Genomic DNA, 24,037 nt, shown 5'->3' with positions numbered 1-24,037 from the left:
TGCCCTGCGGTTACAGCGGGCAAAGGGGGCTTTCGTCATTCGCTCTGTGTGGCGAGTGACGCACATCACTTTTCCTTTCCTTTTTCTGCTTCATTCCTGCTGCGTCCTATTTCGCGCATTCACCGGAAGGGAAACTTTGTGATATCCAGAACCCGCAGGCTGCTGAGCGCCGGTCTCGCCGGTGCCGCGGTCCTGGTCGGTGCCGCCGCCTACGCCGTCGCCGCCCCGCCCGACGCCGTCCGGACCGCGGCCGACGACGTCCCGCCGGTCGCCGTGGAGGACTTCAACTACCCCGGCGCCGCGAAGATCCTCGCCGAGCAGGGCATCACCCTCAAGCGCGGCGACGGCCGCATCACCCTGGCCGCCTGCAACGCGGCCGCCACCGACCAGATCGAGGTCTGGACCCGGAACAGCGCCGACGGCAAGTTCTGCTTCCGCTCCACCGCCGCCACCGGCTGGCTCACCCTGGAGATCCCCGAGGTCTACGCCCTTGCCACCGAGGCCCGCGCGGTCCGCGCCGAACTGAGCGCCGAGGGCCAGACCCAGACCGTCGACGTCGCCAAGGGCGAGTTCAAGGGCGTCGGCGAGGGCGTCGGCGATGCCCCCACCATCCTGCTCGAACTCCGCGTCACCGGCTGACCTCCGCGCACCCGACTCACAAGGGACAACTTCACCGTGGCCCACCACAGACCCCGTACGGCGCTCACCGGCGCCCTGCTCGCCGCGTCCGTCGCGCTCGGCGTCGCCGGCCTCACGCCCGCCGCCCACGCCGTCGCGGGCGACCCCGCCGCCGACGGCGCGTACGCCTTCACCGCCCGGCTCGACATCGGCGACGGCGCCCGCCGCTGCTCCGGAGCCCTGGTCGACCCGTACTGGGTGCTGACCGCCGCGAGCTGCTTCGCCGACGACCCCTCCGGCAGCTTCCAGATCCGCGCGGGCAAGCCCGCCCAGGCCACCACCGCGGTCATCGGCCGCACCGACACCACCACCACGAGCGGCCAGTCCCGCACGGTCGTCGAGCTCGCCCCGCGCACCGACCGCGACCTCGTCCTCGCCCGGCTGAACAGGCCGGTCACCGGCATCGCCCCGGCCGCGATCGCCACCGCCATGCCGACCGCGGGCGAGAGTCTCGTGAGCACCGGCTACGGCCGCACCGCCACCGAGTGGGCGCCCCTGCGCATGCACCAGGGAACGTTCACCGCCGACACCGTCGGCGTGACCACCCTCGCCGTCACCGGCAAGGACGGCGACGCGATCTGCGCCGGCGACACCGGCGGCCCCCTCTTCCGCACGGTCAACGGCAGCACACAGCTCGCCGGGGTCAACAGCCGTTCCTGGCAGGGCGGTTGCTTCAACTCCACGGAGACCCGCACCGGCGCCGTCGCCACCCGCCTCGACGACATCCGCGACTGGGTCACCACCCGCGTCCAGGCCGCCCACGTCGTCGACTTCAACGGCGACGGCGTCCGCGACACCGCGATGGCGGACCCGCAGGCCGCCGTCGGGACCGTCGCCAAGGCAGGTGTCGTCCACATCGTCCTGGGCGGCGGCAAGGGCACCCTCGCCCTGTCCCAGAACACCGCGGGCGTGAGCGGCGGGGCGGAGGAGAACGACCAGTTCGGCTCCGCGCTCGCCGTGGTCGACCACAACCTCGACGGCTACACCGACCTGGTCGTCGGCACCCCGGCCGAGGACATCGGCAGCGCCGCCGACGCCGGTCTCGTCCAGGTGCTGTACGGCTCGGCGGAGGGCCTCACCAAGGGCCCCGCCGAGCTCGCCCTGGAACAGGGGCAGGGCGCCGGCTCGATCCTCGCCTCCGCCTCCGAGGCCGGCGACCGCATGGGCCACTCCCTCGCCGCCGGCGTCACCACCGCGGGCGACCCCTACCTCGTCATCGGCGTCCCCGGCGAGGACCTCGACGGACTGGCCAACGCGGGCAGCAGCTTCTACCTGCGTGGTTCCACCAACCGGGCGATCAACCAGGGCTCGGCCGGAGTCCACGGGACGGTGGAGGCCGAGGACCGCTTCGGCACCACGGTCGCCGCCTCGCCGCAGCACCTCGCGATCGGCACGCCGTACGAGGCCATCGGCACCGCCGACGACTCCGGCGGCCTGGAGATCCTCAGCCACACGCTCAGCGCGGACGGCATCCCGACCCCGCTGGCGGGCATCGACCAGGACAGCACCGCGCCCGAGATCAGCGGTGCCTCGGAGGCCGGCGACAAGTTCGGCTTCTCCCTCGCGATGACGTCCTACCGGGCCACCGCGTCCTCCTCCACCGCCGCGACCGACTCGATCCTCGCGGTCGGCTCGCCCGGCGAGGACAACAGCACCGACGCGGACACCGGCCGGGTGGTGAACCTGCGGATCACGGCCGCGGGCGCGGTCAGCGAGCTGGCCGAACTCAACCAGGGCTCGGCCAACGTGTCAGGTGACCCCGAGACCGGTGACCGCCTCGGCGAGCAGGTCTCCGCGGTCTCGCTCGCGCCCGGCGCCGTCGCCTCGACGAAGAACACGCTGATCGCGGTGGGCGTCCCGGGCGAGGACATCGGCACCGTCGCCGACGCCGGATCCGTGACGGTCTTCACCCCGATCGGGGCGCCCGGCGACAACGAGGTGGTCGTCGAGCCCGGCAAGGCCGGCGTCCCCGGTGCGGCGGGGGCGGGACAGCAGCTCGGCGGGTACATCGCCGCCGGTGCCACGCACCTGTACCTGGGCATGCCCAAGGGGCCCGGCACGCGCGGGTCCGCCTACGCGGTGCCGTGGGGCAACGTGACCAACGCGGGCGCGGAGACCGTCGTGACGTACGCGCCGGGCGCGGACGGTGTGCCCGCGGCGGGGGTGGCTTTCGGCACGGTGGTGCGCTGACCGGATCAGCGGTTCACGTGGTACCCCGCGTCCCCGAGGGGCGCGGGGTACCACCGTGTCGGTCAGCTCTTCCGGCGTCCTATCAGGCGCGGCTTCGCCTCCAGGCCGTCCAGGCCGTGCCATGCCAGGTTCACCAGGTGTGCCGCCACCTCCGCCTTCTTCGGGCGGCGCACGTCCAGCCACCACTGGCCGGTCAGGGCGACCATGCCGACCAGGGCCTGGGCGTAGAGGGGGGCGAGCTTCGGGTCGAAGCCGCGTCGCTTGAACTCGCGGCCCAGGATGTCCTCGACCTGGGTCGCGATGTCCGAGATCAGGGAGGCGAAGGACCCCGTGGACTGGGGGATGGGGGAGTCGCGCACCAGGATGCGGAAGCCGTCCGTGTACTCCTCGATGTAGTCGAGGAGGGCGAAGGCCGCCTGTTCGCACAGTTCACGGGGGTGCCCGGCGGTCAGGGAACTCGTCACCATGTCCAGCAGGCGCCGCATCTCGCGGTCCACGACCACCGCGTACAGGCCCTCCTTGCCGCCGAAGTGCTCGTACACCACCGGCTTGGAGACGCCCGCCTTCGCCGCGATCTCCTCCACCGACGTGGCCTCGAAGCCCTTCGCGGCGAAGAGCGTGCGACCGATCTCCAGAAGCTGGGCGCGACGCTCGGCACCCGTCATCCGGGTGCGCCGGGCACGCCGCGGCTTCGCCTCGTTGCTCGGGGTACTGCTGGAGTCGGTCGCCACGGCGTCCATCATGCCGCCTCGGCGGTCTCCTCCTTGCGCCGGGAGCCGTCCCCGCCCGTGTTCCGGCGTGAATCGATACGCGAGCGTGACGGCCAGCGCACGTCGTACGCCCAGCCGAGCATCTCGAACCAGCGGATGATCCGTGCCGAGGAGTCCACCTGCCCGCGCATCACACCGTGCCGGGCCGAGGTCGGGTCGGCGTGGTGCAGGTTGTGCCAGGACTCACCGCAGGACAGCACGGCCAGCCACCACACGTTGCCCGAACGGTCACGGGACTTGAAGGGCCGCTTGCCCACCGCGTGGCAGATCGAGTTGATCGACCACGTCACGTGGTGCAGGAGGCAGACGCGGACCAGGGAGCCCCAGAAGAAGCCGGTGAACGCGCCCCACCAGGACATCGTCACCAGTCCGCCGATCACGGCGGGCAGGGCGAGGGAGAGCATCGTCCAGTAGATGAACTGGCGGGAGATCGACCGGATCGCCGGGTCCTTGATCAGGTCCGGCGCGTACTTGTCCTGCGGGGTCTGCTCCTCGTCGAACATCCAGCCGATGTGGGCCCACCACAGGCCCTTCATCAGCGCCGGGAGCGTCTCGCCGAACCGCCACGGCGAGTGGGGGTCGCCCTCGGCGTCGGAGAACTTGTGGTGCTTGCGGTGGTCGGCCACCCACCGCACCAGCGGCCCCTCGACCGCCAGCGACCCCATGATCGCCAGCGCGATCCTGAGCGGGCGCTTGGCCTTGAAGGAACCGTGGGTGAAGTAGCGGTGGAACCCGATCGTGATGCCGTGACAGCCGAGGTAGTAGAAGAAGACCAGAAGGCCCAGGTCGAGCCAGCTCACGCCCCAACCCCAGGCCAGCGGCACGGCCGCGAGCAGGGCGAGGAACGGAACGGTGATGAACAGGAGCAGCGTGATCTGCTCGAGCGAGCGCTTCTGCTCACCACCCAGGGTCGCGGAGGGCGGTGTCGAGCCGTCGGTCGCCTTCGGGGCGTCTGCGATCACATCGGAGCGCGTGGTCATGGGCGTCCCCTGTGGGGTTTCGAGGGTTTGAGACAAGTGCCGGGCTGCGGGAATCCTTCCCGGGGTCCGTTACGACGGTCCCTACGGTTCCGTAACCTACGGCGTCGTAAGTATGGCAGTGCGGCGCCTTGCGGCAAGAGCCCGAGAGTCTGCGCGTCCGCATGGACACCTATCCTTGGAGTCGGTCGGACAGCGCGGTCCGCTCTGATTTCTTCCCGGATGTCCGGCCCGTATGCGGCGGCTGCCGCACGACCGACCTCCGGGTTCCCTCCAGACGAGCTTCAACACTGCAAGGAGCCGCACCTGTGAGCAGTGCCGACGACCTGACTACGAGCGCCACGTCGACCAGTAGCGAGCTGCGCGCCGACATCCGCCGGCTGGGCGACCTCCTGGGCGAGACCCTCGTCCGCCAGGAGGGCCCCGAGCTGCTGGAACTCGTCGAGAAGGTGCGCCGCCTCACCCGCGAGGACGGCGAGGCCGCCGCCGAGCTGCTGCGTGGCACCGAACTGGAGACCGCGGCCAAGCTGGTGCGCGCCTTCTCCACCTACTTCCACCTGGCCAATGTCACCGAGCAGGTGCACCGCGGCCGCGAGCTGCGGGCCCGGCGCGCCGCCGAGGGCGGACTGCTCGCCCGCACGGCCGACCGGCTCAAGGACGCCGACCCCGAGCACCTGCGCCAGACCGTCTCCAACCTCAACGTCCGCCCGGTGTTCACGGCCCACCCCACCGAGGCCGCCCGCCGCTCGGTGCTGAACAAGCTCCGCCGGATCGCCGCGCTCCTGGAGACGCCGGTCATAGAGGCGGACCGGCGCCGCTACGACACCCGTCTGGCCGAGAACATCGACCTCGTCTGGCAGACCGACGAACTGCGCGTGGTGCGCCCCGAGCCCGCCGACGAGGCCCGCAACGCCATCTACTACCTCGACGAGCTGCACGCCGGCGCCGTCGGGGACGTGCTCGAGGACCTCACGGCGGAACTGGAGCGCGTCGGCGTCCGGATCCCCGACAGCACCCGCCCGCTCACGTTCGGCACCTGGATCGGCGGCGACCGCGACGGCAACCCCAACGTCACCCCCCAGGTCACCTGGGACGTCCTGATCCTGCAGCACGAGCACGGCATCAACGACGCCCTCGACCTCATCGACGAGCTGCGCGGCTTCCTGTCGAACTCCATCCGCTACACCGGCGCCACCGAGGAACTCCTGGAGTCCCTGCAGGCCGACCTGGAGCGCCTCCCGGAGATCAGCCCCCGCTACAAGCGGCTCAACGCCGAGGAGCCGTACCGGCTCAAGGCCACCTGCATCCGGCAGAAGCTGGAGAACACCAAGACCCGGCTGGCCAGGGGCATCCCGCACGAGGACGGCCGCGACTACCTCGGCACCAGCGAACTGCTGCACGACCTGACCCTGATCCAGACCTCGCTCAGGGAACACCGCGGCGGCCTGTTCGCCGACGGCCGGATGGACCGCACCATCCGCACCCTGTCCGCCTTCGGCCTCCAGCTCGCCACCATGGACGTCCGCGAGCACGCCGACGCCCACCACCACGCCCTCGGCCAGCTCTTCGACCGTCTCGGCGAGGAGTCCTGGCGGTACGTGGACATGCCCCGCGAGTACCGCGCCAAGCTGCTCGCCAAGGAGCTGCGCTCCCGCAGGCCGCTGGCGCCCACGCCGGCCCCGGTGGACGCGGCCGGCGAGAAGACCCTCGGGGTCTTCCAGACCGTGAAGCGGGCGCTGGAGGTCTTCGGACCCGAGGTCATCGAGTCGTACATCATCTCGATGTGCCAGGGCGCCGACGACGTCTTCGCGGCCGCGGTGCTGGCCCGCGAGGCCGGTCTGCTCGACCTGCACGCCGGGTGGGCGAAGATCGGCATCGTGCCGCTCCTGGAGACCACCGACGAGCTGAAGGCCGCCGACACCATCCTGGAGGACATGCTCTCCGACCCGTCGTACCGCCGCCTGGTCGCGCTGCGCGGGGACGTCCAGGAGGTCATGCTCGGCTACTCCGACTCCTCCAAGTTCGGCGGCATCACCACCAGCCAGTGGGAGATCCACCGGGCGCAGCGCCGCCTGCGTGACGTCGCCCACCGCTACGGGGTCCGGCTGCGCCTCTTCCACGGCCGCGGCGGCACCGTCGGCCGCGGCGGCGGCCCCTCGCACGACGCGATCCTCGCCCAGCCCTGGGGCACCCTGGAGGGCGAGATCAAGGTGACCGAGCAGGGCGAGGTCATCTCCGACAAGTACCTCGTGCCCTCGCTGGCCCGGGAGAACCTGGAGCTGACGGTCGCGGCCACCCTCCAGGCGTCCGCCCTGCACACGGCTCCCCGTCAGTCCGACGAGGCGCTGGCCCGCTGGGACGCCGCGATGGACATCGTGTCGGACGCCGCCCACGCCGCGTACCGCAGGCTCGTCGAGGACCCGGACCTGCCGACGTACTTCCTCGCGTCGACGCCGGTGGACCAGCTCGCCGACCTGCACCTCGGCTCACGGCCCGCCCGCCGTCCCGGCTCGGGCGTCTCCCTCGACGGACTGCGCGCCATCCCGTGGGTGTTCGGCTGGACCCAGTCCCGGCAGATCGTGCCCGGCTGGTTCGGCGTCGGCTCGGGGCTGAAGGCGCTGCGCGAGGCGGGCCCGACCGCGACGTTGGGGGGAGAGGGCGTGCTCGACGAGATGCACGAGCAGTGGCACTTCTTCCGCAACTTCATCTCCAACGTCGAGATGACGCTCGCGAAGACGGACCTGCGCATCGCCCGCCACTACGTCGAGACGCTCGTCCCCGCCGAGCTCCAGCACGTCTTCGCCGACATCGAGGCCGAGCACGAGCTCACCGTCCGCGAGGTCCTGAGGATCACCGGCGAGTCCGAACTCCTCGACGCCACCCCGGTCCTCAAGCAGACCTTCGCCATCCGCGACGCCTACCTGGACCCGATCTCCTACCTCCAGGTGGCCCTGCTCAAGCGTCAGCGCGACGCGGCCGCGGCCGGTGAACAGCCCGACCCGCTGCTCTCCCGCGCGCTGCTGCTGACCGTCAACGGCGTGGCCGCCGGCCTGCGCAACACCGGCTGACCTCCGCACGGAGAAAGGCGGAAGGCGGTGCCCCCGGGATTCCGGGGGCACCGCCTTCCGCCGTCTGCGTCAGGCCCGGCGCCGCCTGACCACGAGGTAACCGCCCGCCGCCACCAGCGCGGCGGCGAGCCCCGAGAGCAGGCCGACGGGAGCGCCGTTGCCGGTCTCGGCGAGGTCGCCGGTGGAACCCTGCGCGGAGGCGGAGGAGGAGGCCGACGCGGAGGCGCCGGCCTCGGTGGACTCGCTGGGCTCGGCGCCGGGCCCGGTGGTGGGCGAGGCGGACTGGCCGGGGGTGGCCGAGGCGGTGGGGGTGGCCGACGTGGTGGGCGTGGCCGTACCGCCGCCACCGCCCTGCTCGTCCTCGCAGTCCGTCCAGAACACCTTGTGCTTGGCGGCCCCCTTCTCGCCGTCGAAGTTCCAGAACAGCTTGTAGTGCCCGTCGGGCAGCGACAGGTCCTCGGTGCGGCCGTGGCCGTCCGCGTCCAGCGTGATCTCGCCGGACTTCACGGTCTCGCCCTTGACGTCGGCCGTCGGGGCCCAGGCCTCGATGTGCCAGTCGACCTCCTGGACGGCGTCGAAGCCGAAGGCGTCCAGATAGAAGGTGCAGACGTGCGGCTCGTTCTTGCGGAGCTCTTCGCCGGTGGTGGCGTCGTGGATCTTCACGGTTCCGTTGTCACCGGGAGCGGTGGCGTGGGCGACCGGCGCGACCAGGAAGGCCGCCGAGGCGACAGCGGACAGGACGCCGAAGCGGGTGAGGGTGCGCATGGGGCAGTGATCCATCTTCGAGAGTGAAACGGGAAGATGTGGAGGGGGCGGCTCAGCTTCCAGCCCCCATTGACCTCTGGTCAATCACGAACAGACAACAGTCACGTTCTCCACAGAAACAGAGAACGGCGAAAGCTGTCAGATGGTCACGAAAGCCGCCGTGAGCAGTGCGACCCCCGACCCTGCCAGCACCCACGCGAACCGGGTCCTGCGCAGCCCGCCCGCCACGACCACCGACGCGAGCAGCAGCGCCCCGCCCATCGGCACCCAGGAATAGAGCACTCCGGCCGGTCCGGACCGTACGACGTCATCGGTGCCGGGCTTGACCACCACCGTGTAGGTCCGCCCCTTGCGCACGGCCACCGTCTTCTCGATGGCGACCCGGTCCCGCGCCTCGGACCCGTGCGACAGCGGCGTGTACGGCCCGCTGCACTGGTCCTGCGAGCACCGCGCGACCTCGATCGTGCCGCGCTCCCGGCCCTTGGTGAGCATCACGTACTGGGCGCTGCCCCAGGAGGCCCACACCCCGGCGATCAGGATCACCAGCGCGACCGTGCCCATCGACGCCAACCGCCCGAACCGCAGCGCGGCCGTCGAGGTCTGGCGGGCTGACGCGGCGATGGCAGGCATGGCCGGGATCATTGGCCATGGCATCGCTCGAAGTCAATGCGGGCTAGGAGTTGTAGGTGCTCTGTGCCCGCTCCAGACCCTCGATCACCAGCGCCTCCACCGCGTCGGCGGCCCGGTCCACGAAGTAGTCGAGCTCCTTGCGCTCAGTCGACGAGAAGTCCTTCAGCACGAAGTCCGCGACCTGCATACGGCCCGGAGGACGCCCGATCCCGAACCGCACCCGGTGGTACTCCGCCCCGAACGCCTTCGTCATCGACTTCAGCCCGTTGTGGCCGTTGTCCCCGCCGCCCAGCTTCAGCCGCAGGACGCCGTAGTCGATGTCCAACTCGTCGTGGATCGCCACGATGTTGGCGACCGGCACCTTGTAGAAGTCCTTGAGCGCGTTCACCGGACCACCGGACAGGTTCATGTACGACATCGGCTTCGCCAGGACCACCCGCCGGTTCCCCGGCCCCGGCGGCCCGATCCGCCCCTCCACGACCTGCGCCTGCGCCTTCCCGGCCCGCTTGAACCGGCCCCCGACCCGCTCGGCCAGCAGATCGGCCACCATGAAACCCACGTTGTGCCGATTGCCCGCGTACTCGGGCCCCGGGTTCCCGAGGCCGACGATCAGCCAGGGGGCGTTGGCGGGGGTAGTCACGTCCATCTCTCCTCTGCACAAGCCGCAGCCGCCGCCCCCTGGACAGGGGGCGGCGGCTGGAGCGTATATCGCTACCGCACTGCCGGGCGCCGGGGAAGCGGCGGCACGACAGTCACGGCCGAACCGCCGGTCAGGCCTCCGCGGCCTCGTCGCCCTCGGCGGCCTCGCCCTCGGACTCCTCGGCCTGCGCGGCCAGGACCTGCAGGACGACGGTGTCCTCCTCGACAGCCAGCTTGGTGCCCTTGGGCAGCGGGATGTCCTTGGCGAGGACGGAGTCACCGGCCGTCAGACCCTCGACGGAGACCGTGACGGACTCGGGGATGTGGGTGGCCTCGGCCTCGACCGGAAGCGCGTTCAGGACGTGCTCCAGCAGGTTGCCGCCCGGGGCCAGCTCGCCCTCGGTCTGGACGTAGATCTCGACGTTGACCTGCTCGCCGCGCTTGACCAGCTGAAGGTCGACGTGCTCCAGGAAGCCCTTGATCGGGTCGCGCTGCACGGACTTCGGGATGGCCAGCTCGTTGGTCTTGCCGTCGATGTCCAGGGAGATCAGGACGTTCGGCGTGCGCAGCGCGAGCAGCAGGTCGTGGCCCGGGAGGGTCAGGTGCAGCGGGTCGGAACCGTGACCGTACAGAACACCGGGGACCTTGCTGTCGCGGCGGATACGGCGGGCGGCGCCCTTGCCGAACTCGGTGCGGGTCTCGGCGGTGAGCTTGACCTCGGACATGCGGATCACTCCTCGTAGAAAGAGAACGGACGTGGTCACCCGGCCACGAACGGCCTGCTACGAAGAGCGCGTCGATAACGGATCGCCGTATCCATGGATACGGCCTCCCTCGCCGAGCAACTTGGACAGTCTACTCAGCCAGGGAGGCCACAGAAAAATCGATCATGCAGAAGCGTTTTTCGGCTTACTGCTCGTCGAAGAGGCTGGTCACGGACCCGTCCTCGAACACCTCACGCACCGCGCTCGCGATCGTCGGCGCGATCGACAGGACCGTCAGCTTGTCCAGGTCCCGGCCCAGCTCACCCGGGGTCGGCAGCGTGTTCGTGAACACGAACTCGCTCACCCGGGAGTTCTTCAGCCGGTCCGCGGCCGGACCCGAGAGCACGCCGTGCGTCGCGGTGACGATGACGTCCTCCGCGCCGTGCGCGAACAGCGCGTCCGCGGCCGCGCAGATGGTGCCACCCGTGTCGATCATGTCGTCCACCAGGACGCACACACGACCCTTGACCTCACCCACGACCTCGTGGACGGTCACCTGGTTCGCCACGTCCTTGTCACGCCGCTTGTGCACGATCGCGAGCGGCGCGCCCAAGCGGTCGCACCAGCGGTCCGCGACCCGCACCCGGCCCGCGTCCGGGGAGACGACGGTCAGCTTGTTCCGGTCCACCTTCCTGCCCACGTAGTCCGCCAGCAGCGGAAGGGCGAACAGGTGGTCGACCGGCCCGTCGAAGAAGCCCTGGATCTGGTCCGTGTGCAGATCCACGGTCAGGATGCGGTCCGCACCCGCCGTCTTCATCAGGTCCGCGATCAGCCGCGCCGAGATCGGTTCACGGCCACGGTGCTTCTTGTCCTGCCGCGCATAACCGTAGAACGGCACGATCACCGTGATGGAGCGCGCCGAAGCCCTCTTCAGCGCGTCGATCATGATGAGCTGCTCCATGATCCACTGGTTGATCGGAGCCGTGTGGCTCTGGATCACGAAGCAGTCCGCACCTCGCGCCGACTCCTGGTAACGGACGTAGATCTCACCGTTGGCGAAGTCGAAGGCCTTCGTCGGGACGACCCCGACACCCAACTGCTGGGCGACCTCCTCGGCAAGCTCGGGGTGGGCGCGGCCGGAGAAGAACATCATCTTCTTCTCGCCGGTCGTCTTGATCCCGGTCACAGCACTGTCTCCTCAGAGGTGTCACAGCTTGATGCCGACAGACCGCGCCGCTGGGCGCGACGGGCCGTCTCAGCTGGTGGGGTGCGGGTGTGCACTTATCACGGTACGACGACTTCGGCGCACGTGTTTCCGGTCAGTCCTCGCTCGCGCCCTCCCGGGAAGCCGCCTCGGCTGCCTTCGCCGCCGCGCTCCCCGGACGCTTCCGGGCCACCCAGCCCTCGATATTCCGCTGCTGGCCACGGGCCACGGCCAGCGAACCGGGCGGCACATCCTTCGTGATCACCGACCCTGCGGCGGTGTACGCACCGTCCCCGACCGTGACAGGCGCCACAAACATGTTGTCCGAACCCGTGCGGCAATGCGACCCCACGGTCGTGTGGTGCTTGTCCTGGCCGTCGTAGTTCACGAACACGCTCGCGGCGCCGATGTTGGTGTACTCACCGATCGTCGCGTCCCCCACATAGGAGAGATGCGGAACCTTCGTCCCCTCCCCGATGGAGGCGTTCTTCGTCTCCACGTACGTCCCGATCTTGCCCTTCGCACCCAACCGGGTGCCGGGACGCAGATAGGCGAACGGGCCGACCGTCGCACCGGCGCCGATGTGGGCGCGGTCGGACACGGTGTTGTCGACCCGGGCGCCGGCGTCGACGACCGTGTCCCGCAGACGGCTGTTGGGGCCCACCTCGGCGCCCTCACCGACATGCGTCGCGCCCTGCAGCTGCGTCCCCGGGTGCACGACGGCGTCCTGGCCGAAGGTGACGGTCACGTCGACCCAGGTCGTCGCCGGGTCGACGACGGTCACACCGGAGAGCATGGCGGCGGTCAGCAGCCGGTCGTTCAGGATCCGCCGCGCCTCGGACAGCTGCACACGGTTGTTGATCCCGGCGATCTCGCGGTGGTCGGCGGCGACACAGGCGCCCACGCGGTGCCCGGCCTCACGGAGGATCCCGAGCACATCGGTGAGGTACTCCTCGCCCTGCGAGTTGTCGGTCCGCACCTTGCCCAGCGCGTCCGCGAGCAACTGCCCGTCGAAGGCGAACACCCCCGAGTTGATCTCCCGGATGGCCCGCTGCGCCTCGGAGGCGTCCTTGTGCTCGACGATGCCGGTCACGGCACCGGAGACCTCGTCCCGCACGATCCGCCCGTACCCCGTCGCGTCCGGCACCTGCGCGGTCAGCACGGTGACCGCGTTGCCGTCCTCGGAGTGCGTGGCGGCAAGGGAGTTGAGCGTCTCGCCGGTCAGCAGCGGAGTGTCCCCGCACACCACCACGACGGTTCCGTCGACGCGCCCGCCGAGCTCCTCCAGCGCCATCCGCACGGCGTGCCCGGTGCCGTTCTGCTGCGCCTGCACGGCGGTTCGTACGTCGGTGTCGGTGCCGGCGAGGTGCGCGGTGACCTTCTCGCGCGCGTGCCCCACGACCACGACGAGGTTCTCGGGGTCCAACTCGCGGGCGGCGGCGAGCACATGCCCCACCAGGGTGCGGCCACAGATCTCATGCAGGACCTTGGGTGTGGCCGACTTCATACGGGTGCCCTCACCCGCTGCGAGAACGACGACGGCTGCCGGGCGAATGGCGCTCACGGGATGCCCTTCGGCTGTGGAGGGGGTGGGGTGACATCCGCAGGATACCGGGGCGTTTCGTGGGGGACATGAGAGTGGGCCCGGACAGTGCTGTCAGGGCCCGAACAGGGTGTGGCTCCCCCGCCAGGACTCGAACCCGGACAGATGGCACCAAAAGCCACAGTGCTGCCAATTACACCACGGGGGAATGAATTCGACTGAACCGGACAATCAGTCAGGTCGCCGAGTGGCGGCTCCTACTATGCCGTACCGGGCGCCCTCCATGCGACGGTACAGATCGACGACGCTGACGCTCGAGGTCGGCGTATCCGCTCCGCAGATGTGTCATGGGCGTACCGTCCGGGCGGAATGCGATGTTCCGGCATCGAACAGTGAGCGATTCAGCAGTTCGAGGGATATCGGGCGGTTTCGTGGTCGATCGGTCACTCAGGGTGGTGTAGGCCAGTCGTCGAAATGCACCGGAAAACCTCGCACCGCCGAACGTAGGCTGGAGGCATGACCACGACGGGGGAAGACACCACCGCGGCTCAGACGGGGCCGTGGTGGTGGTCACGGTGGCGCAGTGCGGTACTGGACGTGGGCCTGGCGTCGGCGTCCGCGGTGGAGTGCGCGTTCGAGGGGGTCCGGTTCGCCGAGGACGCGGGGATCCCGATGGCCGCGGGGATCGTGTTCGGAGTGCTCGCGGGGTCCGTGCTGGTCGTCCGCCGCAAGTGGCCGATCGCCGTCGTGCTGGTCTCGATCGCCATCACACCGGCCCAGATGGGCTATCTCATGGGCATCGTCGGCCTGTACACGCTCGCCGCGTCCGAGCTGCCGCGCCGGATCATCGGCTCGCTGGCGGGGATGTCGCTGGTCGGGATGCTGATCGTGATGTTCGTGCGGGTGCGGCAGGACATGGCGCACGGCGAACTGGACCTGGGGGACTGGTTCGTCCCCTTCGCGTCGATCACGACCGCGATCGGGATGACCGCGCCGCCCCTGCTGCTGGGGCTGTACGTGGGGGCCCGGCGCCGGCTCATGGAGAGCCTGCGGGAGCGGGCCGACGACCTCGAGCGGGAGCTGCAGCTGCTCGCCGAGCGGGCCGAGGAGCGGGCGGAGTGGGCGCGCGGCGAGGAGCGGACCCGGATCGCCCGCGAGATGCACGACGTGGTGGCGCACCGGGTGAGCCTGATGGTGGTGCACGCGGCCGCGCTTCAGGCCGTGGCCCGCAAGGACCCCGAGAAGGCCGTGAAGAACGCGGCCCTGGTGGGGGACATGGGGCGGCAGGCCCTCACCGAACTGCGGGAGATGCTCGGAGTGCTGCGCAGCGGGGACGGTCTCGGGCGGCAGCAGCGGACGCCGGTCCCGCTCGTCGCGGTCGGGGTGGCGGCGGCCGCGGCCGCCTCGCGGGTGGCGGACGAGGCCGAGGGGCCCTGCCTGGACGATCTGGAGACGCTGATCGGGCAGTCGGCCGAGGCGGGGATGGCCGTGGACCTGTCGGTGGAGGGCGACGTGCGGTCGTATGCCGCGCAGATCGAGCAGACGGCGTTCCGGGTGGTGCAGGAGGCGTTGACCAACGTCCACAAGCACGCGGCGGGTGCGAAGACACACGTACGGCTCGCGCACCGGGTGTCGGAGATCGCGATGCAGGTGGAGAACGAACCGCCGCCGGAGGTGTCCGCCCTCACGTCGGCGCGGCTGCCGTCGGGGGGCAACGGCCTGGTGGGGATGAAGGAACGGGTCTCCGCGCTGGGCGGGGTGTTCGTGTCGGGGCCGACGGAGGCGGGGGGCTTTCGGGTGTCGGCGGTCATTCCGGCGGTGTAGGGCGGCGGGGAGCCGCAGGGGTCAGCCCGCGGTGAGGCGGGCCGGTTCGATGCCGGAGACGAGGCCGGCGAGGGCCTGGTCGATGTCGGGGCCGAGGTACCAGTCGCCGGTGTGGTCGAGGGCGTAGACGCGGCCGTCGGTGTCGATGGCGAGGAGCGCCTGGGTGTCGGTCTCGGCGCCGAGGGGGCAGACCTCGGTGTCGAGGGCGCGGCCGAGGTCGGCGAGGGTGCGGGCCATGTGGAGGCCGTGCAGCGGGTTGAGGTGGAGGTGGGCGGGGGCGACCTGGCGGCCGGGGCCGGTGGGGGTCAGATGCAGTCCGCCGAACTCGGCCCAGGCCTCGACGGCGGCCGGGAACACCGCGTGCCGGTGTCCGGCGGGTGAGGTGTGTTCGCGCAGCGCGTCGGCCCAGATCTCGGCCTGCTTTATGTCCCAGCGTCCGGGCTGCCAGCCGGCGGCGCGCAGGACGGCGTCGACAGGGACGGGGAAGCGGGTGCTGTTGGTGCGGTCGGGGTGCATCTGCCCTTCGCGTTCGTCGAGGTCATGGGTGGGCGCCGAGGTGCGTGGGGCGCCGTCGTTCGGGTCGTGCGGGTCGTTCGGGCGGTGGGGTGCGGGGGTGCTGGGGGTGGTGGGGGAGTCAGCCGCCGTTCGCCGTCGGGTCGACGATGCGTACGCCGAAGTGGGCGCTCAGGGCGGTGCAGGCGCGGCAGGGTGCGGCGAAGCTGCCGTGCAGCGGGTCGCCGTCCTCGCGGATGCGGCGGGCGGTGAGTTTGGCCTGCTTCAGGGCGCGGCGCGCCTCGCCGTTGGTCATCGGCTTGCGGGCGGCCCGCTTGCTGCGGGCCTCGTCGGCCGCGGCGATGTGCCGGGATATGAGCATGGTCTCGGCGCAGCGGCCGGTGAAGCGGTCGCGCCGGTCGCTGCCGAGGGTGTCGAGGAAGTCCTGGACGAGTGGGTGCAGGGGCGGGGCCTGGTCGCCGCGGGCGGCGGTGGAGGTGAGGGTGGCGCCGCGGACGGAGAGGGCGGCGGCGACGGTGGGCAGTATGCCGTCGCGGCGGTGGCGGAGGGCGGGCGCGTGGGGTCTTTCGGCACTGCTCCAGCCGATGCGGGGATCGCCGTTGGCGCCGGCGTGCGGGCTGGTGTTCGTGCCGGTCGTCCTGCCCGTGTGCGGCCCTGTGTGCGGTCCCGTCTGCGTCGTGTTCATGATCGTCATCCCCTCCCGAGCATCCCCCCGGAGGTCACAGACTGCCAAATGGCGTGGCTGGTGCGGAAGCTGGGGCGGTGCGACACGCCCGGGTTTGGGCGGGCTGTCACGGCGGGGTGACGGCTGGTCACGGAAGCGGAGGGGGGCTGGCCGGTGCCCGGTGACCGGTGTCGTCGTACCGCATAGGCTGTCGGCACCGCGATCCAAGTGGTCGCCGCGATGCGCGCGGTTGACGCGTGGAGACGGACGAGACAGTCGATACGGCGCGTGACGGCCCTGCTTTGCCGAAGGGGTCGCCGCGGGTCGTACCAGAGCGCCGCAGGGGGCTTTCGCCATGACGACAGGTCGGCTCGGGCAACAAGCCGCGCCGCCGAACGCGGCCTATGCCGGGCAGGTCGTGCATTTCCCGGATCCGGTCCGGGCCGCGCGTCATCCCAGGGGGGTGCGGGTGGACGAGCGTGGCTACCCCGACTTCTCGCCCTACGCGCGGGCCGCCGCGGAGATCGCCGAGCCGCCGGAGGGGTTCGGGGTCGACGAGTTGCGGCTGACGGACTACGTGTCGGCGAACGCGGCGCTCGCGGCGACCGGGCACGAGCTGTGGGACACGGTGCCGGCGGTGGCGACGCCGCACGGCTGGACGTGGCACCACGTGGTGAACTCGCGGCGGCTCGAGCTGATCCCGGTCGAGGTGAAGGCGCTGCTGCGGCATCACGGCGGGATCGCGACGACACGTGTCGACCAGAACAAGCGGGGGACGCGGCCGTTGCAGGAGACGCGTCCGGCGCACTTCGGTCTGCCGAAGTCCGCGGTCGCGGTGACGGAGTCGCAGGTGCAGGGGGTCGAGGAGGACCTCGGGTACCGGCTGCCGGGCGCGTACCGGTCCTTCCTGAAGGCGGCGGGCGGGTCGGCGCCGGTGGGGGCCGCGCTGGACGCGGAGCTCGGGCTCCTGGTCGACCAGCCGTTCTTCACGGTGCGGGACGAGGCCGCGGTCAACGACCTCGTCTACGTCAACAAGTGCCTGCGGGACCATCTGACCAAGGACTATCTCGGCGTCGGCTTCGTCCAGGGCGGTCTGCTGGCCGTGAAGGTGAAGGGCGGGGGGATCGGTTCGGTGTGGTTCTGCGCGTACGACGACGCGCGCGACGTCGATCCGGCGTTGCCGCCCGCCGAGCGGGTGGAACGCCTGCTGCTGCCCTGCGGTGCGGACTTCGACGTGTTCCTGTCCCGACTGGCCGGTAATCCACCGGAGTTGGAGACGGTGGCGAACCTGATGGTGGACGGCGGGTTCGCGCGGTCCGTTGCGGTGGCTGGGGAGTGAACTGACCGATGGTGACGTTCGCGCAGGCGCAGGAGCGCGCGGAGGAGTGGATCAACGGGGACGTTCCGTCGTACCAGCATCGTGAGGTGCGGGTACGGGAGTTCGGCCTCGGATTCGTGGTGTGGGCCGAGGACCGTGCGGAGGGACCGCGTTCGGACGGGGGAGCGCAGCGGCTGGTGATCGCCAGGGACAGCGGGGAGGCCACGCTGTGGCCCTCGCTGCCGGTGGGTGAGGTGATTCGCCGGTACGAGGAGGAGTACGGGCGCGAGGACGAGGCTGTCGACGGGGGCGCGGGGGGCGCGTCCGCGGCGTCCCGGGTCGATCTGAACCAGACGTCGTTCCTGCTGACGCCTCCGGAGTGGTTGCAGGACGCGGCGGACAAGTTGGGGATCGGTGGGCACGGAGGGTCGGGGGCCGGTGCAGGTGCCGGTGCCGAAGCGGGTTCGGGTTCGGGTGCCGCGTCGGGGGCGTCGGAGGTGCCTGCCGGGGCGAGGCCGTGGACGGGGACCGACACCAACGGGGGCGAGGACCTCTCCGTGGCGTTGCCGGACACAGTGTTCTCGGCTCCGCCGGTGAACGATGCCGGTGGGGGCGAGGAGGAGGGTTCTGCGGCTTCGTCGGCTTCGTCGGCTTCGGAGATCGCTGAGGTTTCCGAGTTGTCGGAGGTGTCTGAGGGCTCGGAGGTCACGGAGGTCTCGGGCTTGTCGGAGACGGCGGGGGATGCGTCGGCGGGTGGGTCGGCGTACGGGTATCCGCAGGCTCCTGGGGCTGGGGCTGGGGCTGGGGCTGGGGCCACGCCTCCGGCTCCGCCTGCGCCCGGTCAGGTTTCGTACGGCTATCCGCAGGCCCCGGGTGCCGCGGCTCCTTCGGCTCCGCCTGCGCCGGGTGCGTCTGCGTACGGGTATCCGCAGGGGCCCGCCGGCCGGCCCGGGGCCGGTGTGCCCGCGGCTCCGGGGCCCGCGCCGAGTGCCGGGGACATCGCTGATGTCGCCACCAGCAAGCTGGCGCCTCCGTCGCGGGGGCCGGCCGGAGGGTCGGCACCGCCGCCTCCGCCGGGGGCTCCCGGCGTGCCCGGTGCGCAGCCGAGTGGTGCGACTCCGCCGCCCGCGCCTGGCGCGCCGGGGGGCGGCTACGTGCCCACCCAGTTCGTGTCGGCGCCGGGTGTCGAGGGCCCCTCGGGCTCGGGGGCACCACAGCCTCCGGGTCCGCCGGTTCCCGGCGCACCGACTCCGCCTCCGCCGGGCGCGCCGGGGATGCCGGGTGGGCCAGTTGGTCCGGGGTTCCCGGGTGCTCCTGGGAGCCCGGGTGGGGCCGGTGCTCCGCAGTCGGCCGGTGCTTCCGGAGCGCCGGGAGGTGTTGCCGGGTCGCAGTCTTCCGGCAGTCAGGGTGCATCGCCGTTCCCGGGTGCACCGCCGCAGCCTTCCGGTGGACACGGTGCTCCGCAGTTCCCGGGAGCTCCGGGGGCTCCTGGCGCCCCCGGTATGCCTGGTGCGCCGCAGCCGCCCGGTGCGCCCGGGGTTCCCCGGAATGCGCCCGGAGCCGTGCATCACGCGGAAACCGTGTTGTCGTCGCCCCCGGTGGGCGGCCCCGGCATGCCTCCGCCGCCGCAAGCCCCCGGCGCCCCCGGTGGGTCAGTCGGCGCCGGTGCCCCCGGCGCTCCGCAGCCGATCCCGCCCGGCACGATGCCGCCCCCGCCTCCCGGCGCCGTACCGTCGCCGGGCCCGGTACCTCCGCCGGGCAACCCCGCACCGGGCAACCCCGCACCGGGCCACCCTGCGCCGGGCCATCCTGCGCCGGGCCATCCCGCGTCCGGCCATCCCGCGCCCGGGCACCCCGTACCGGGACAGCCGCCGTCGGGGCAGCCGATGCCGGGACACCCCGGTCCCGGCCACACCGCTCCCACCCCGCCCCCGGCCTACGGCTACCCCCAGCAGTCGCAGCCCACCGTCGGTCCCGGGTACCAGGCCGTGCTTCGTTACCGGGCGCAGGACGGGTCGGAGCAGCAGTTGATCCGGCGGTCGGCGCCGGGGACTCCGCACCCGGAGTGGCAGATCTTCCACGAGCTGCGCGGCATGAACGTGCCCCCGGACCAAGTACTGGAGCTGCACACCGAGTTGGAGTCGTGCGAGCTGCCGGGGGCGTACTGCGCGCGGATGATCCGTGAGCAGTGGCCGCAGGCGCGGATCGCGAGCATCGCACCGTACGGCACGGATCACGCGAGCCGGCAGCAGGGCATGCAGCAACTGCTGGCTCACCAGGGCGAGTTGCACCAGGTGGCGGACGGCCCTGCCCGCCCCGCACCGGTGCGCGCGCCGCTGCCGCCCGTCCAGGCCGCGCCGCCGATCCCGCCGGAGGGCGTGGCGCAGGAGCTGGCGGGGGCTTTCGGTCCCGGGATCTTCCGGTTCGAGCAGGTCGCGGTGGACCGCCAGGGCGTGCCGCCGGTCGTCGCGCACTCACTGGTCGTCGCGGGGCTGCCGTTGGACATGGGCCCGTTCTTCTGGGCGCAGGCCCAGCCGGGGCGGCCGGTGCCGACGCTGGCGGAACTGGCGGCCGAGCGCGGGGTGCAGCCGGCCTCCGACGCGGGCTCGTACCTCGTCATGGGCAGCGACTTCGGCAAGGCGATCTGCGTGCAGTACGGCACGGCGAACATCGTCGCCGTGCCCGTGGAGGCGGGGCCGGGCGGTGCGCCCGTACCGCCGCAGTTCGTGAACACGGGCCTGCCCGAGTTCCAGCGCTGCCTGGCACTGCTCGGCCGGATGTGGCGGCTGCGCTTCGGCCTGAACCAGGAGCAGGCGGGCCGTTGGACCGTCGACTTCCAGGCCCAGCTGGCCTCGCTCGATCCGGCGGCGCTGGGTTCGCCGGAGAGCTGGTGGTCGGTGCTGCTGGAGCAGATGTGGGACGGGCTGCTGTGACGCCCCGCCGCCGCTGATCCACGCGCGCGTGGAGGGCCGGACCCGGTCGCACTGGACCGGGTCCGGCCCCTTTTCGTGTGCACCCGCCGACGCGGCGATCCGTGACGCCCGTGACCTGTGCGCGGAGTGTCGCGTTATGAACATTTCCGTCCGATACATCAAGATGTGCGCGAAATCATCATTTCGCGTCCGTTTGTGTCGTTCGGCGGAGAGGGGTTCCAGGATGAGCAGCGCACCGGTGTCGCCCCAGGGGTTCGTGGCCGTACGGGGGCGCGGCTACCGCCCCGAACAGGTCGACGCGTTCGCCGCCGCCCTGTCCCGGGACCGTGACGCCGCCTGGGAACGGGCCGCCCGGCTCACCGTGCTCGCCAGGGAGATGGAGGCCGAGGCGGTCGGTCTGCGGGAGGTCGTGGCGGCACTGGCCCCGCAGTCGTACGAGAGCCTCGGCGAAGGGGCCCGGCGGCTCTTCGCCCTGGCCCAGGAGGAGTCCGAGGCCGTCCGGGAGGGGGCGCGGCAGGAGGCACAACACCTGGTGGACGAAGCGCGGGCGCACGCCGACGGCGTACGGGATGCCGCGCAGGCGCATGCCGACACCGTGCGCGCCGAGGCGGACGAACGCGCCCGTCAGCGTCTGCTCGCCGCGCGCGCCGAGGCCGACGAGATCCGTGTCGCCGCCCGGCGTGAGGTGAAGGAGGGGCGCGGGGAGGCGCTCGCCGCGTTGCGTGACGTACGCCAGCGCACCATCGGGATGCTCGCCGAGCAGGCCAAGGAACATGAGGCACGGTGGGCCGAGGTCGAGCGGGCCGAGGAGAAGCGGGCGGCCGAGGCGGACGTGTGGGGCGCCGAGCGGGTCGCGCGCGCGGAGGCGGCGCTGTCGGAGGCGAAGCGGGGGTTCGCCGAGGCCGAGGCATCGGTGGAACAGGGCGAGGAGGACGCACACGCGCGTGCGGCGGAGATCCTGGCCCAGGCCCGGGCCCGTGCGGAACGGATCGCCCGGGACACGGAACGGGTGCTGCGCGAGCACGGCGAACGCTGGGACGAGGTCCAGGCCCAGATGGACCACGTCCGCAGCAGCCTGACCGCACTCACGGGCAGAGCGGCGACGGAGTAACAGCAGGGACGGCGCAGGGCGGCGGGGCGGCTGGGACGGCGGCCGGTCGGGGGACGTGGCAGCGGCCGGGCGGCCAGGACAGTCGGTCCCGCCGCACAGGGCAACAGGCCGGACACCCACCCAGGGGCGCGGGGAACTGCGCGACCAGCCCCCACCCGGCCCGCGCCCGACACACGACCCCAGGCGCCCGGACCCGGCCCCACGCCCCGTCACCCCCTCCGCACAGCCCCCGCCAGAATCCACCCCTCCACGGCCTCGTACTGCTGCCGCTGCTCCTCCGCCTTCCGGCGGCCCGAGATCACCGTCCCCAGCCACCCGAGCAAGAACCCCGCCGGAATGGACACCAGCCCGGTCGTCGTGAACGGCAGCCAGTTGAAGTCGGCTTCGGGGAACGCGGACACAGGCGACCCCGACACGAGATTCGTGCCCGGCATCAGCAGGAGCACCGTCACCGTGCCGCCGATCAGCGTGCACAGCAGCCCCGTGCGGGTGTAGCGCCGCCAGAAGAGGGTGTAGACGAGCGCGGGCGCCAGCGCGGACGCGCCGACGCAGAAGGACAGGATCACCAGCGGCTGCAGACTGCGGTGCTGGATCAGCGTCGCGAGGAAGATCGTGGGGACGCCGACCGCCAGCGCCGACACCCGGGCCAGGAGGATCTCGCGCTGCGGCGGCATCGACCGGGCCCGCGCCGCGAACACGTCGTGGGCCAGGGAGTTGGCACAGGCGAGGATCATGCCGGCGACGGAGGCGAGCAGGGTGAGGAAGAGCGCCGTGGTGACCGTGGTGAACAGGAACGTCTCCCCGGTCGACACGTCGGGCCCGAACACCGCGCGGGAGCCCAGCAGATACGCCGTGTTGCCCTGCGGGTCCGCCTCCGCGATCACCGTCCGCCCGATCATCGCCGTCGTTCCCACCCCGACGACCGTGATGACCAGGATGAACACGGCCACCGCCGACACCGCCCAGGACATCGAACGCCGTACCTGACGGGCGCTGGAGGCGGTGTACATGCGCATGGTGACGTGCGGCAGACAGGCCCCGCCGATGACGACCGCGAGCTGCGCGGTGATCATGTCGACGCGCGGGTACGGCCCGCCCGCGAACTCCAGCCCGGACTGCAGGAAGTCGGACCCCACCCCGCTCTGCCGGGCCGCCGTGTCGAACAGCGCCGCCGGGTTCCAGTCGAACCGGTGCATGACCAGTACGGCGATCACGGCGCCCGAGCCGAGGAGCATGACCATCTTCAGGATCTGGATGAGGGCGGTGCCCTTCATGCCGCCGATGGCCGCGTAACTGATCATCAGGATGCCCAGGCCGATGATGAAGCCCGTCTTCAGCGAGTCGCCGGAGAACCCCAGGATGAACGCCAGCAGTTGGCCGGCCCCGGCGAGCTGCACCAGCATCAGCGGCAGCAGCGCGGCGAGGGTGACCAGGCAGGCGGCGATGCGCACCGCGCGTCCCGGCATCCGGCGCGCGAGGGCGTCGCCCATGGTGAACCGGCCCGCGTTGCGCAGGGGTTCGGCCAGCAGGAACATCAGCAGCATCAGCGACAGGGCCGTGCTGAGCGCGAGGACGATGCCGTCGTAGCCGTAGAGCGCGATGACCCCGCCGGTGCCGAGGACGGTCGCGGCGGAGATGTAGTCGCCCGCGATGGCGAGGCCGTTGCGCATGGCGGACAGGGAGCTGTAGCCGGTGTAGAACTCGTCGAGGTCGTCGCCGTCCGGGCCGGTCATCACGCACAGCAGGAGCGTGATGGTGGCGACGGCGGAGAACGCCACCAGGCTCATCGCCTGCGCGGAGTCGCTGAAGCCGGTCATCGGGCCGCCGCCTCTCGCCTGGCGTCCACCTCGGACTGCTTGCGGATGCGGTCCGCGAGCGGGTCGACGTAGCGCCGCGCGGTGTGCTCGTACACCGCGATCGCCAGCCAGGTGACGGGCAGTTGGAGCAGGGCCAGGAGCAGGCCGGTGGGCAGTCCGTCGGTGATGCTGCTCGCCATGAAGGACGGCGCGTACGCGGACAGGACGAGGAAGAGCGTGAAGTAGCCGAGCGCGGTGAGCGTGGCGGTGCGCCGCTGCCAGCGGTAGGCGCTGCGCAGGATCCGCAGATCGCTGTGGTGGCCGAGCGGGGAGCGGTGACGCGAGCGGTGCGGGGCGGGTTCGGGCGGTGGGGCGGGGGGCTGCCAGGGATAGGTGGGATACGGCTGCGACGGGTGGTGAGACATCCCGTTGCTCCTTGCGTGGCTCGGGCCCGGCGCGGCGGGCCGCAGGGAGTTGGGGGGTGGACGGGGGAGCGGAGCCCCGCACGTTACTCGGCGGTTCGGAATTGCACAGCCCTTTCAGCAAACTGATTGGTCGGTATGCGCTTACTTCGCTGACCTGCGGTGTTACCCGCGTTAACTCGGACTTTTGGCCTCACCGGAGCGTGCTCGGGCGCCTACGTCGGGTGCATGTACGGGTGCATGTACGGCGATCCCGGCGACCGTGTCGTCGACCGCCCCGTGGACTCC

The 24,037-nt window shown here is 71.5% G+C and carries 19 protein-coding genes and 1 tRNA gene; 7 read left to right on the top strand and 13 right to left on the bottom strand.

Features of this window, described 5'->3' with window-relative positions:
• The first annotated feature begins 138 nt into the window (after positions 1–138).
• Positions 139–639, top strand: a complete 501-nt coding sequence (locus IOD14_RS40290) for a hypothetical protein (protein WP_123989812.1) — start codon at positions 139–141, stop codon at positions 637–639.
• Between the two features lie 36 nt (positions 640–675).
• Complete coding sequence (locus IOD14_RS40285) at positions 676–2,868, top strand: trypsin-like serine protease (RefSeq protein WP_249126188.1); 2,193 nt, start codon at positions 676–678, stop codon at positions 2,866–2,868.
• Positions 2,869–2,930: 62 nt separating this feature from the next.
• Here the strand turns inward: IOD14_RS40285 and IOD14_RS40280 are convergent, their stop codons facing one another.
• Together IOD14_RS40280 and IOD14_RS40275 are read right to left on the bottom strand one after the other, a co-directional pair.
• Complete coding sequence (locus tag IOD14_RS40280; RefSeq protein ID WP_123989811.1) at positions 2,931–3,611, bottom strand: TetR/AcrR family transcriptional regulator; 681 nt, start codon at positions 3,609–3,611, stop codon at positions 2,931–2,933.
• Positions 3,608–4,618, bottom strand: a complete 1,011-nt coding sequence (locus IOD14_RS40275; RefSeq protein WP_123989810.1) for a fatty acid desaturase — start codon at positions 4,616–4,618, stop codon at positions 3,608–3,610. The genes IOD14_RS40280 and IOD14_RS40275 overlap by 4 nt, the downstream gene beginning before the upstream one ends.
• A 305-nt stretch (positions 4,619–4,923) precedes the next feature.
• Here IOD14_RS40275 and ppc point away from each other — a divergent pair, with 305 nt between their 5' ends.
• Positions 4,924–7,683 (top strand): phosphoenolpyruvate carboxylase, encoded by a 2,760-nt coding sequence (ppc, locus tag IOD14_RS40270; protein WP_123989809.1) that lies wholly within the window; start codon positions 4,924–4,926, stop codon positions 7,681–7,683.
• Positions 7,684–7,752: 69 nt separating this feature from the next.
• Here the strand turns inward: ppc and IOD14_RS40265 are convergent, their stop codons facing one another.
• The 7 genes from IOD14_RS40265 to IOD14_RS40235 all read right to left on the bottom strand — a co-directional run bounded on the left by IOD14_RS40265 (position 7,753) and on the right by IOD14_RS40235 (position 13,376).
• On the bottom strand, positions 7,753–8,448 hold the full coding sequence (locus IOD14_RS40265; RefSeq protein ID WP_123989808.1) for an LPXTG cell wall anchor domain-containing protein: 696 nt from the start codon (positions 8,446–8,448) through the stop codon (positions 7,753–7,755).
• A gap of 138 nt (positions 8,449–8,586) precedes the next feature.
• Positions 8,587–9,090 carry a hypothetical protein gene (locus tag IOD14_RS40260; RefSeq protein WP_123992693.1) on the bottom strand — a complete coding sequence of 168 codons (504 nt, stop codon included), beginning with the start codon at positions 9,088–9,090 and terminating at the stop codon, positions 8,587–8,589.
• Positions 9,091–9,121: 31 nt separating this feature from the next.
• Entirely contained in the window at positions 9,122–9,724 is a 603-nt protein-coding gene (pth, locus tag IOD14_RS40255) for an aminoacyl-tRNA hydrolase (protein WP_123989807.1), read from the bottom strand.
• 124 nt (positions 9,725–9,848) lie between these two features.
• Positions 9,849–10,442 (bottom strand): 50S ribosomal protein L25/general stress protein Ctc, encoded by a 594-nt coding sequence (locus IOD14_RS40250; RefSeq protein WP_123989806.1) that lies wholly within the window; start codon positions 10,440–10,442, stop codon positions 9,849–9,851.
• A gap of 184 nt (positions 10,443–10,626) precedes the next feature.
• Positions 10,627–11,607, bottom strand: a complete 981-nt coding sequence (locus IOD14_RS40245) for a ribose-phosphate diphosphokinase (RefSeq protein ID WP_123989805.1) — start codon at positions 11,605–11,607, stop codon at positions 10,627–10,629.
• A gap of 133 nt (positions 11,608–11,740) precedes the next feature.
• Entirely contained in the window at positions 11,741–13,189 is a 1,449-nt protein-coding gene (glmU, locus tag IOD14_RS40240; RefSeq protein ID WP_123989804.1) for a bifunctional UDP-N-acetylglucosamine diphosphorylase/glucosamine-1-phosphate N-acetyltransferase GlmU, read from the bottom strand.
• Positions 13,190–13,301: 112 nt separating this feature from the next.
• Positions 13,302–13,376: transfer RNA gene (locus IOD14_RS40235), tRNA-Gln, on the bottom strand.
• A gap of 308 nt (positions 13,377–13,684) precedes the next feature.
• Here IOD14_RS40235 and IOD14_RS40230 point away from each other — a divergent pair.
• On the top strand, positions 13,685–14,992 hold the full coding sequence (locus tag IOD14_RS40230; RefSeq protein ID WP_123989803.1) for a histidine kinase: 1,308 nt from the start codon (positions 13,685–13,687) through the stop codon (positions 14,990–14,992).
• A 21-nt stretch (positions 14,993–15,013) separates the two neighbouring features.
• On the opposite strand, the gene IOD14_RS40225 is transcribed toward IOD14_RS40230, so the two are convergent.
• Positions 15,014–15,508, bottom strand: coding sequence for an SUKH-3 domain-containing protein (locus IOD14_RS40225; RefSeq protein WP_212672864.1), 495 nt, complete (start codon positions 15,506–15,508; stop codon positions 15,014–15,016).
• 118 nt (positions 15,509–15,626) lie between these two features.
• A complete protein-coding gene (locus IOD14_RS40220) occupies positions 15,627–16,199 on the bottom strand; it encodes a YwqJ-related putative deaminase (RefSeq protein WP_174269155.1) in 573 nt (190 codons plus the stop codon).
• Positions 16,200–16,524: 325 nt separating this feature from the next.
• Here IOD14_RS40220 and IOD14_RS40215 point away from each other — a divergent pair, with 325 nt between their 5' ends.
• The 3 genes from IOD14_RS40215 to IOD14_RS40205 all read left to right on the top strand — a co-directional run bounded on the left by IOD14_RS40215 (position 16,525) and on the right by IOD14_RS40205 (position 21,531).
• Positions 16,525–17,508 carry an SMI1/KNR4 family protein gene (locus IOD14_RS40215; RefSeq protein ID WP_123989801.1) on the top strand — a complete coding sequence of 328 codons (984 nt, stop codon included), beginning with the start codon at positions 16,525–16,527 and terminating at the stop codon, positions 17,506–17,508.
• A gap of 8 nt (positions 17,509–17,516) precedes the next feature.
• On the top strand, positions 17,517–20,420 hold the full coding sequence (locus tag IOD14_RS40210) for an SUKH-4 family immunity protein (protein WP_212672863.1): 2,904 nt from the start codon (positions 17,517–17,519) through the stop codon (positions 20,418–20,420).
• Positions 20,421–20,643: 223 nt separating this feature from the next.
• Positions 20,644–21,531 (top strand): DivIVA domain-containing protein, encoded by an 888-nt coding sequence (locus IOD14_RS40205; protein ID WP_212672862.1) that lies wholly within the window; start codon positions 20,644–20,646, stop codon positions 21,529–21,531.
• A 209-nt stretch (positions 21,532–21,740) separates the two neighbouring features.
• Here the strand turns inward: IOD14_RS40205 and IOD14_RS40200 are convergent, their stop codons facing one another.
• Together IOD14_RS40200 and IOD14_RS40195 are read right to left on the bottom strand one after the other, a co-directional pair.
• The gene (locus IOD14_RS40200; protein WP_123989798.1) at positions 21,741–23,348 is read right to left on the bottom strand and encodes a cation acetate symporter; all 1,608 of its coding nucleotides are present in this window, start codon (positions 23,346–23,348) and stop codon (positions 21,741–21,743) included.
• Positions 23,345–23,752 (bottom strand): DUF485 domain-containing protein, encoded by a 408-nt coding sequence (locus IOD14_RS40195; RefSeq protein ID WP_123989797.1) that lies wholly within the window; start codon positions 23,750–23,752, stop codon positions 23,345–23,347. Before IOD14_RS40195 ends, IOD14_RS40200 begins: the two co-directional genes overlap by 4 nt.
• Positions 23,753–24,037 lie beyond the last annotated feature (285 nt).

The sequence above is a fragment of the Streptomyces sp. A2-16 genome (genome assembly GCF_018128905.1).
Lineage (GTDB): Bacteria > Actinomycetota > Actinomycetes > Streptomycetales > Streptomycetaceae > Streptomyces.
Note: the sequence above shows the minus strand (reverse complement) of the source record. Positions and strands in the feature narration are given on the sequence as shown.

Coding starts and splice junctions, on each gene's coding strand:
- IOD14_RS40280 (WP_123989811.1), bottom strand. CDS start 3,611: ATGATGGACGCCGTGGCGACCGACTCCAGCAGTACCCCGAGCAACGAG.
- IOD14_RS40275 (WP_123989810.1), bottom strand. CDS start 4,618: ATGACCACGCGCTCCGATGTGATCGCAGACGCCCCGAAGGCGACCGAC.
- IOD14_RS40265 (WP_123989808.1), bottom strand. CDS start 8,448: ATGCGCACCCTCACCCGCTTCGGCGTCCTGTCCGCTGTCGCCTCGGCG.
- IOD14_RS40260 (WP_123992693.1), bottom strand. CDS start 9,090: ATGATCCCGGCCATGCCTGCCATCGCCGCGTCAGCCCGCCAGACCTCG.
- pth (WP_123989807.1), bottom strand. CDS start 9,724: ATGGACGTGACTACCCCCGCCAACGCCCCCTGGCTGATCGTCGGCCTC.
- IOD14_RS40250 (WP_123989806.1), bottom strand. CDS start 10,442: ATGTCCGAGGTCAAGCTCACCGCCGAGACCCGCACCGAGTTCGGCAAG.
- IOD14_RS40230 (WP_123989803.1), top strand. CDS start 13,685: ATGACCACGACGGGGGAAGACACCACCGCGGCTCAGACGGGGCCGTGG.
- IOD14_RS40225 (WP_212672864.1), bottom strand. CDS start 15,508: ATGCACCCCGACCGCACCAACAGCACCCGCTTCCCCGTCCCTGTCGAC.
- IOD14_RS40220 (WP_174269155.1), bottom strand. CDS start 16,199: ATGACGATCATGAACACGACGCAGACGGGACCGCACACAGGGCCGCAC.
- IOD14_RS40215 (WP_123989801.1), top strand. CDS start 16,525: ATGACGACAGGTCGGCTCGGGCAACAAGCCGCGCCGCCGAACGCGGCC.
- IOD14_RS40210 (WP_212672863.1), top strand. CDS start 17,517: ATGGTGACGTTCGCGCAGGCGCAGGAGCGCGCGGAGGAGTGGATCAAC.
- IOD14_RS40205 (WP_212672862.1), top strand. CDS start 20,644: ATGAGCAGCGCACCGGTGTCGCCCCAGGGGTTCGTGGCCGTACGGGGG.
- IOD14_RS40200 (WP_123989798.1), bottom strand. CDS start 23,348: ATGACCGGCTTCAGCGACTCCGCGCAGGCGATGAGCCTGGTGGCGTTC.
- IOD14_RS40195 (WP_123989797.1), bottom strand. CDS start 23,752: ATGTCTCACCACCCGTCGCAGCCGTATCCCACCTATCCCTGGCAGCCC.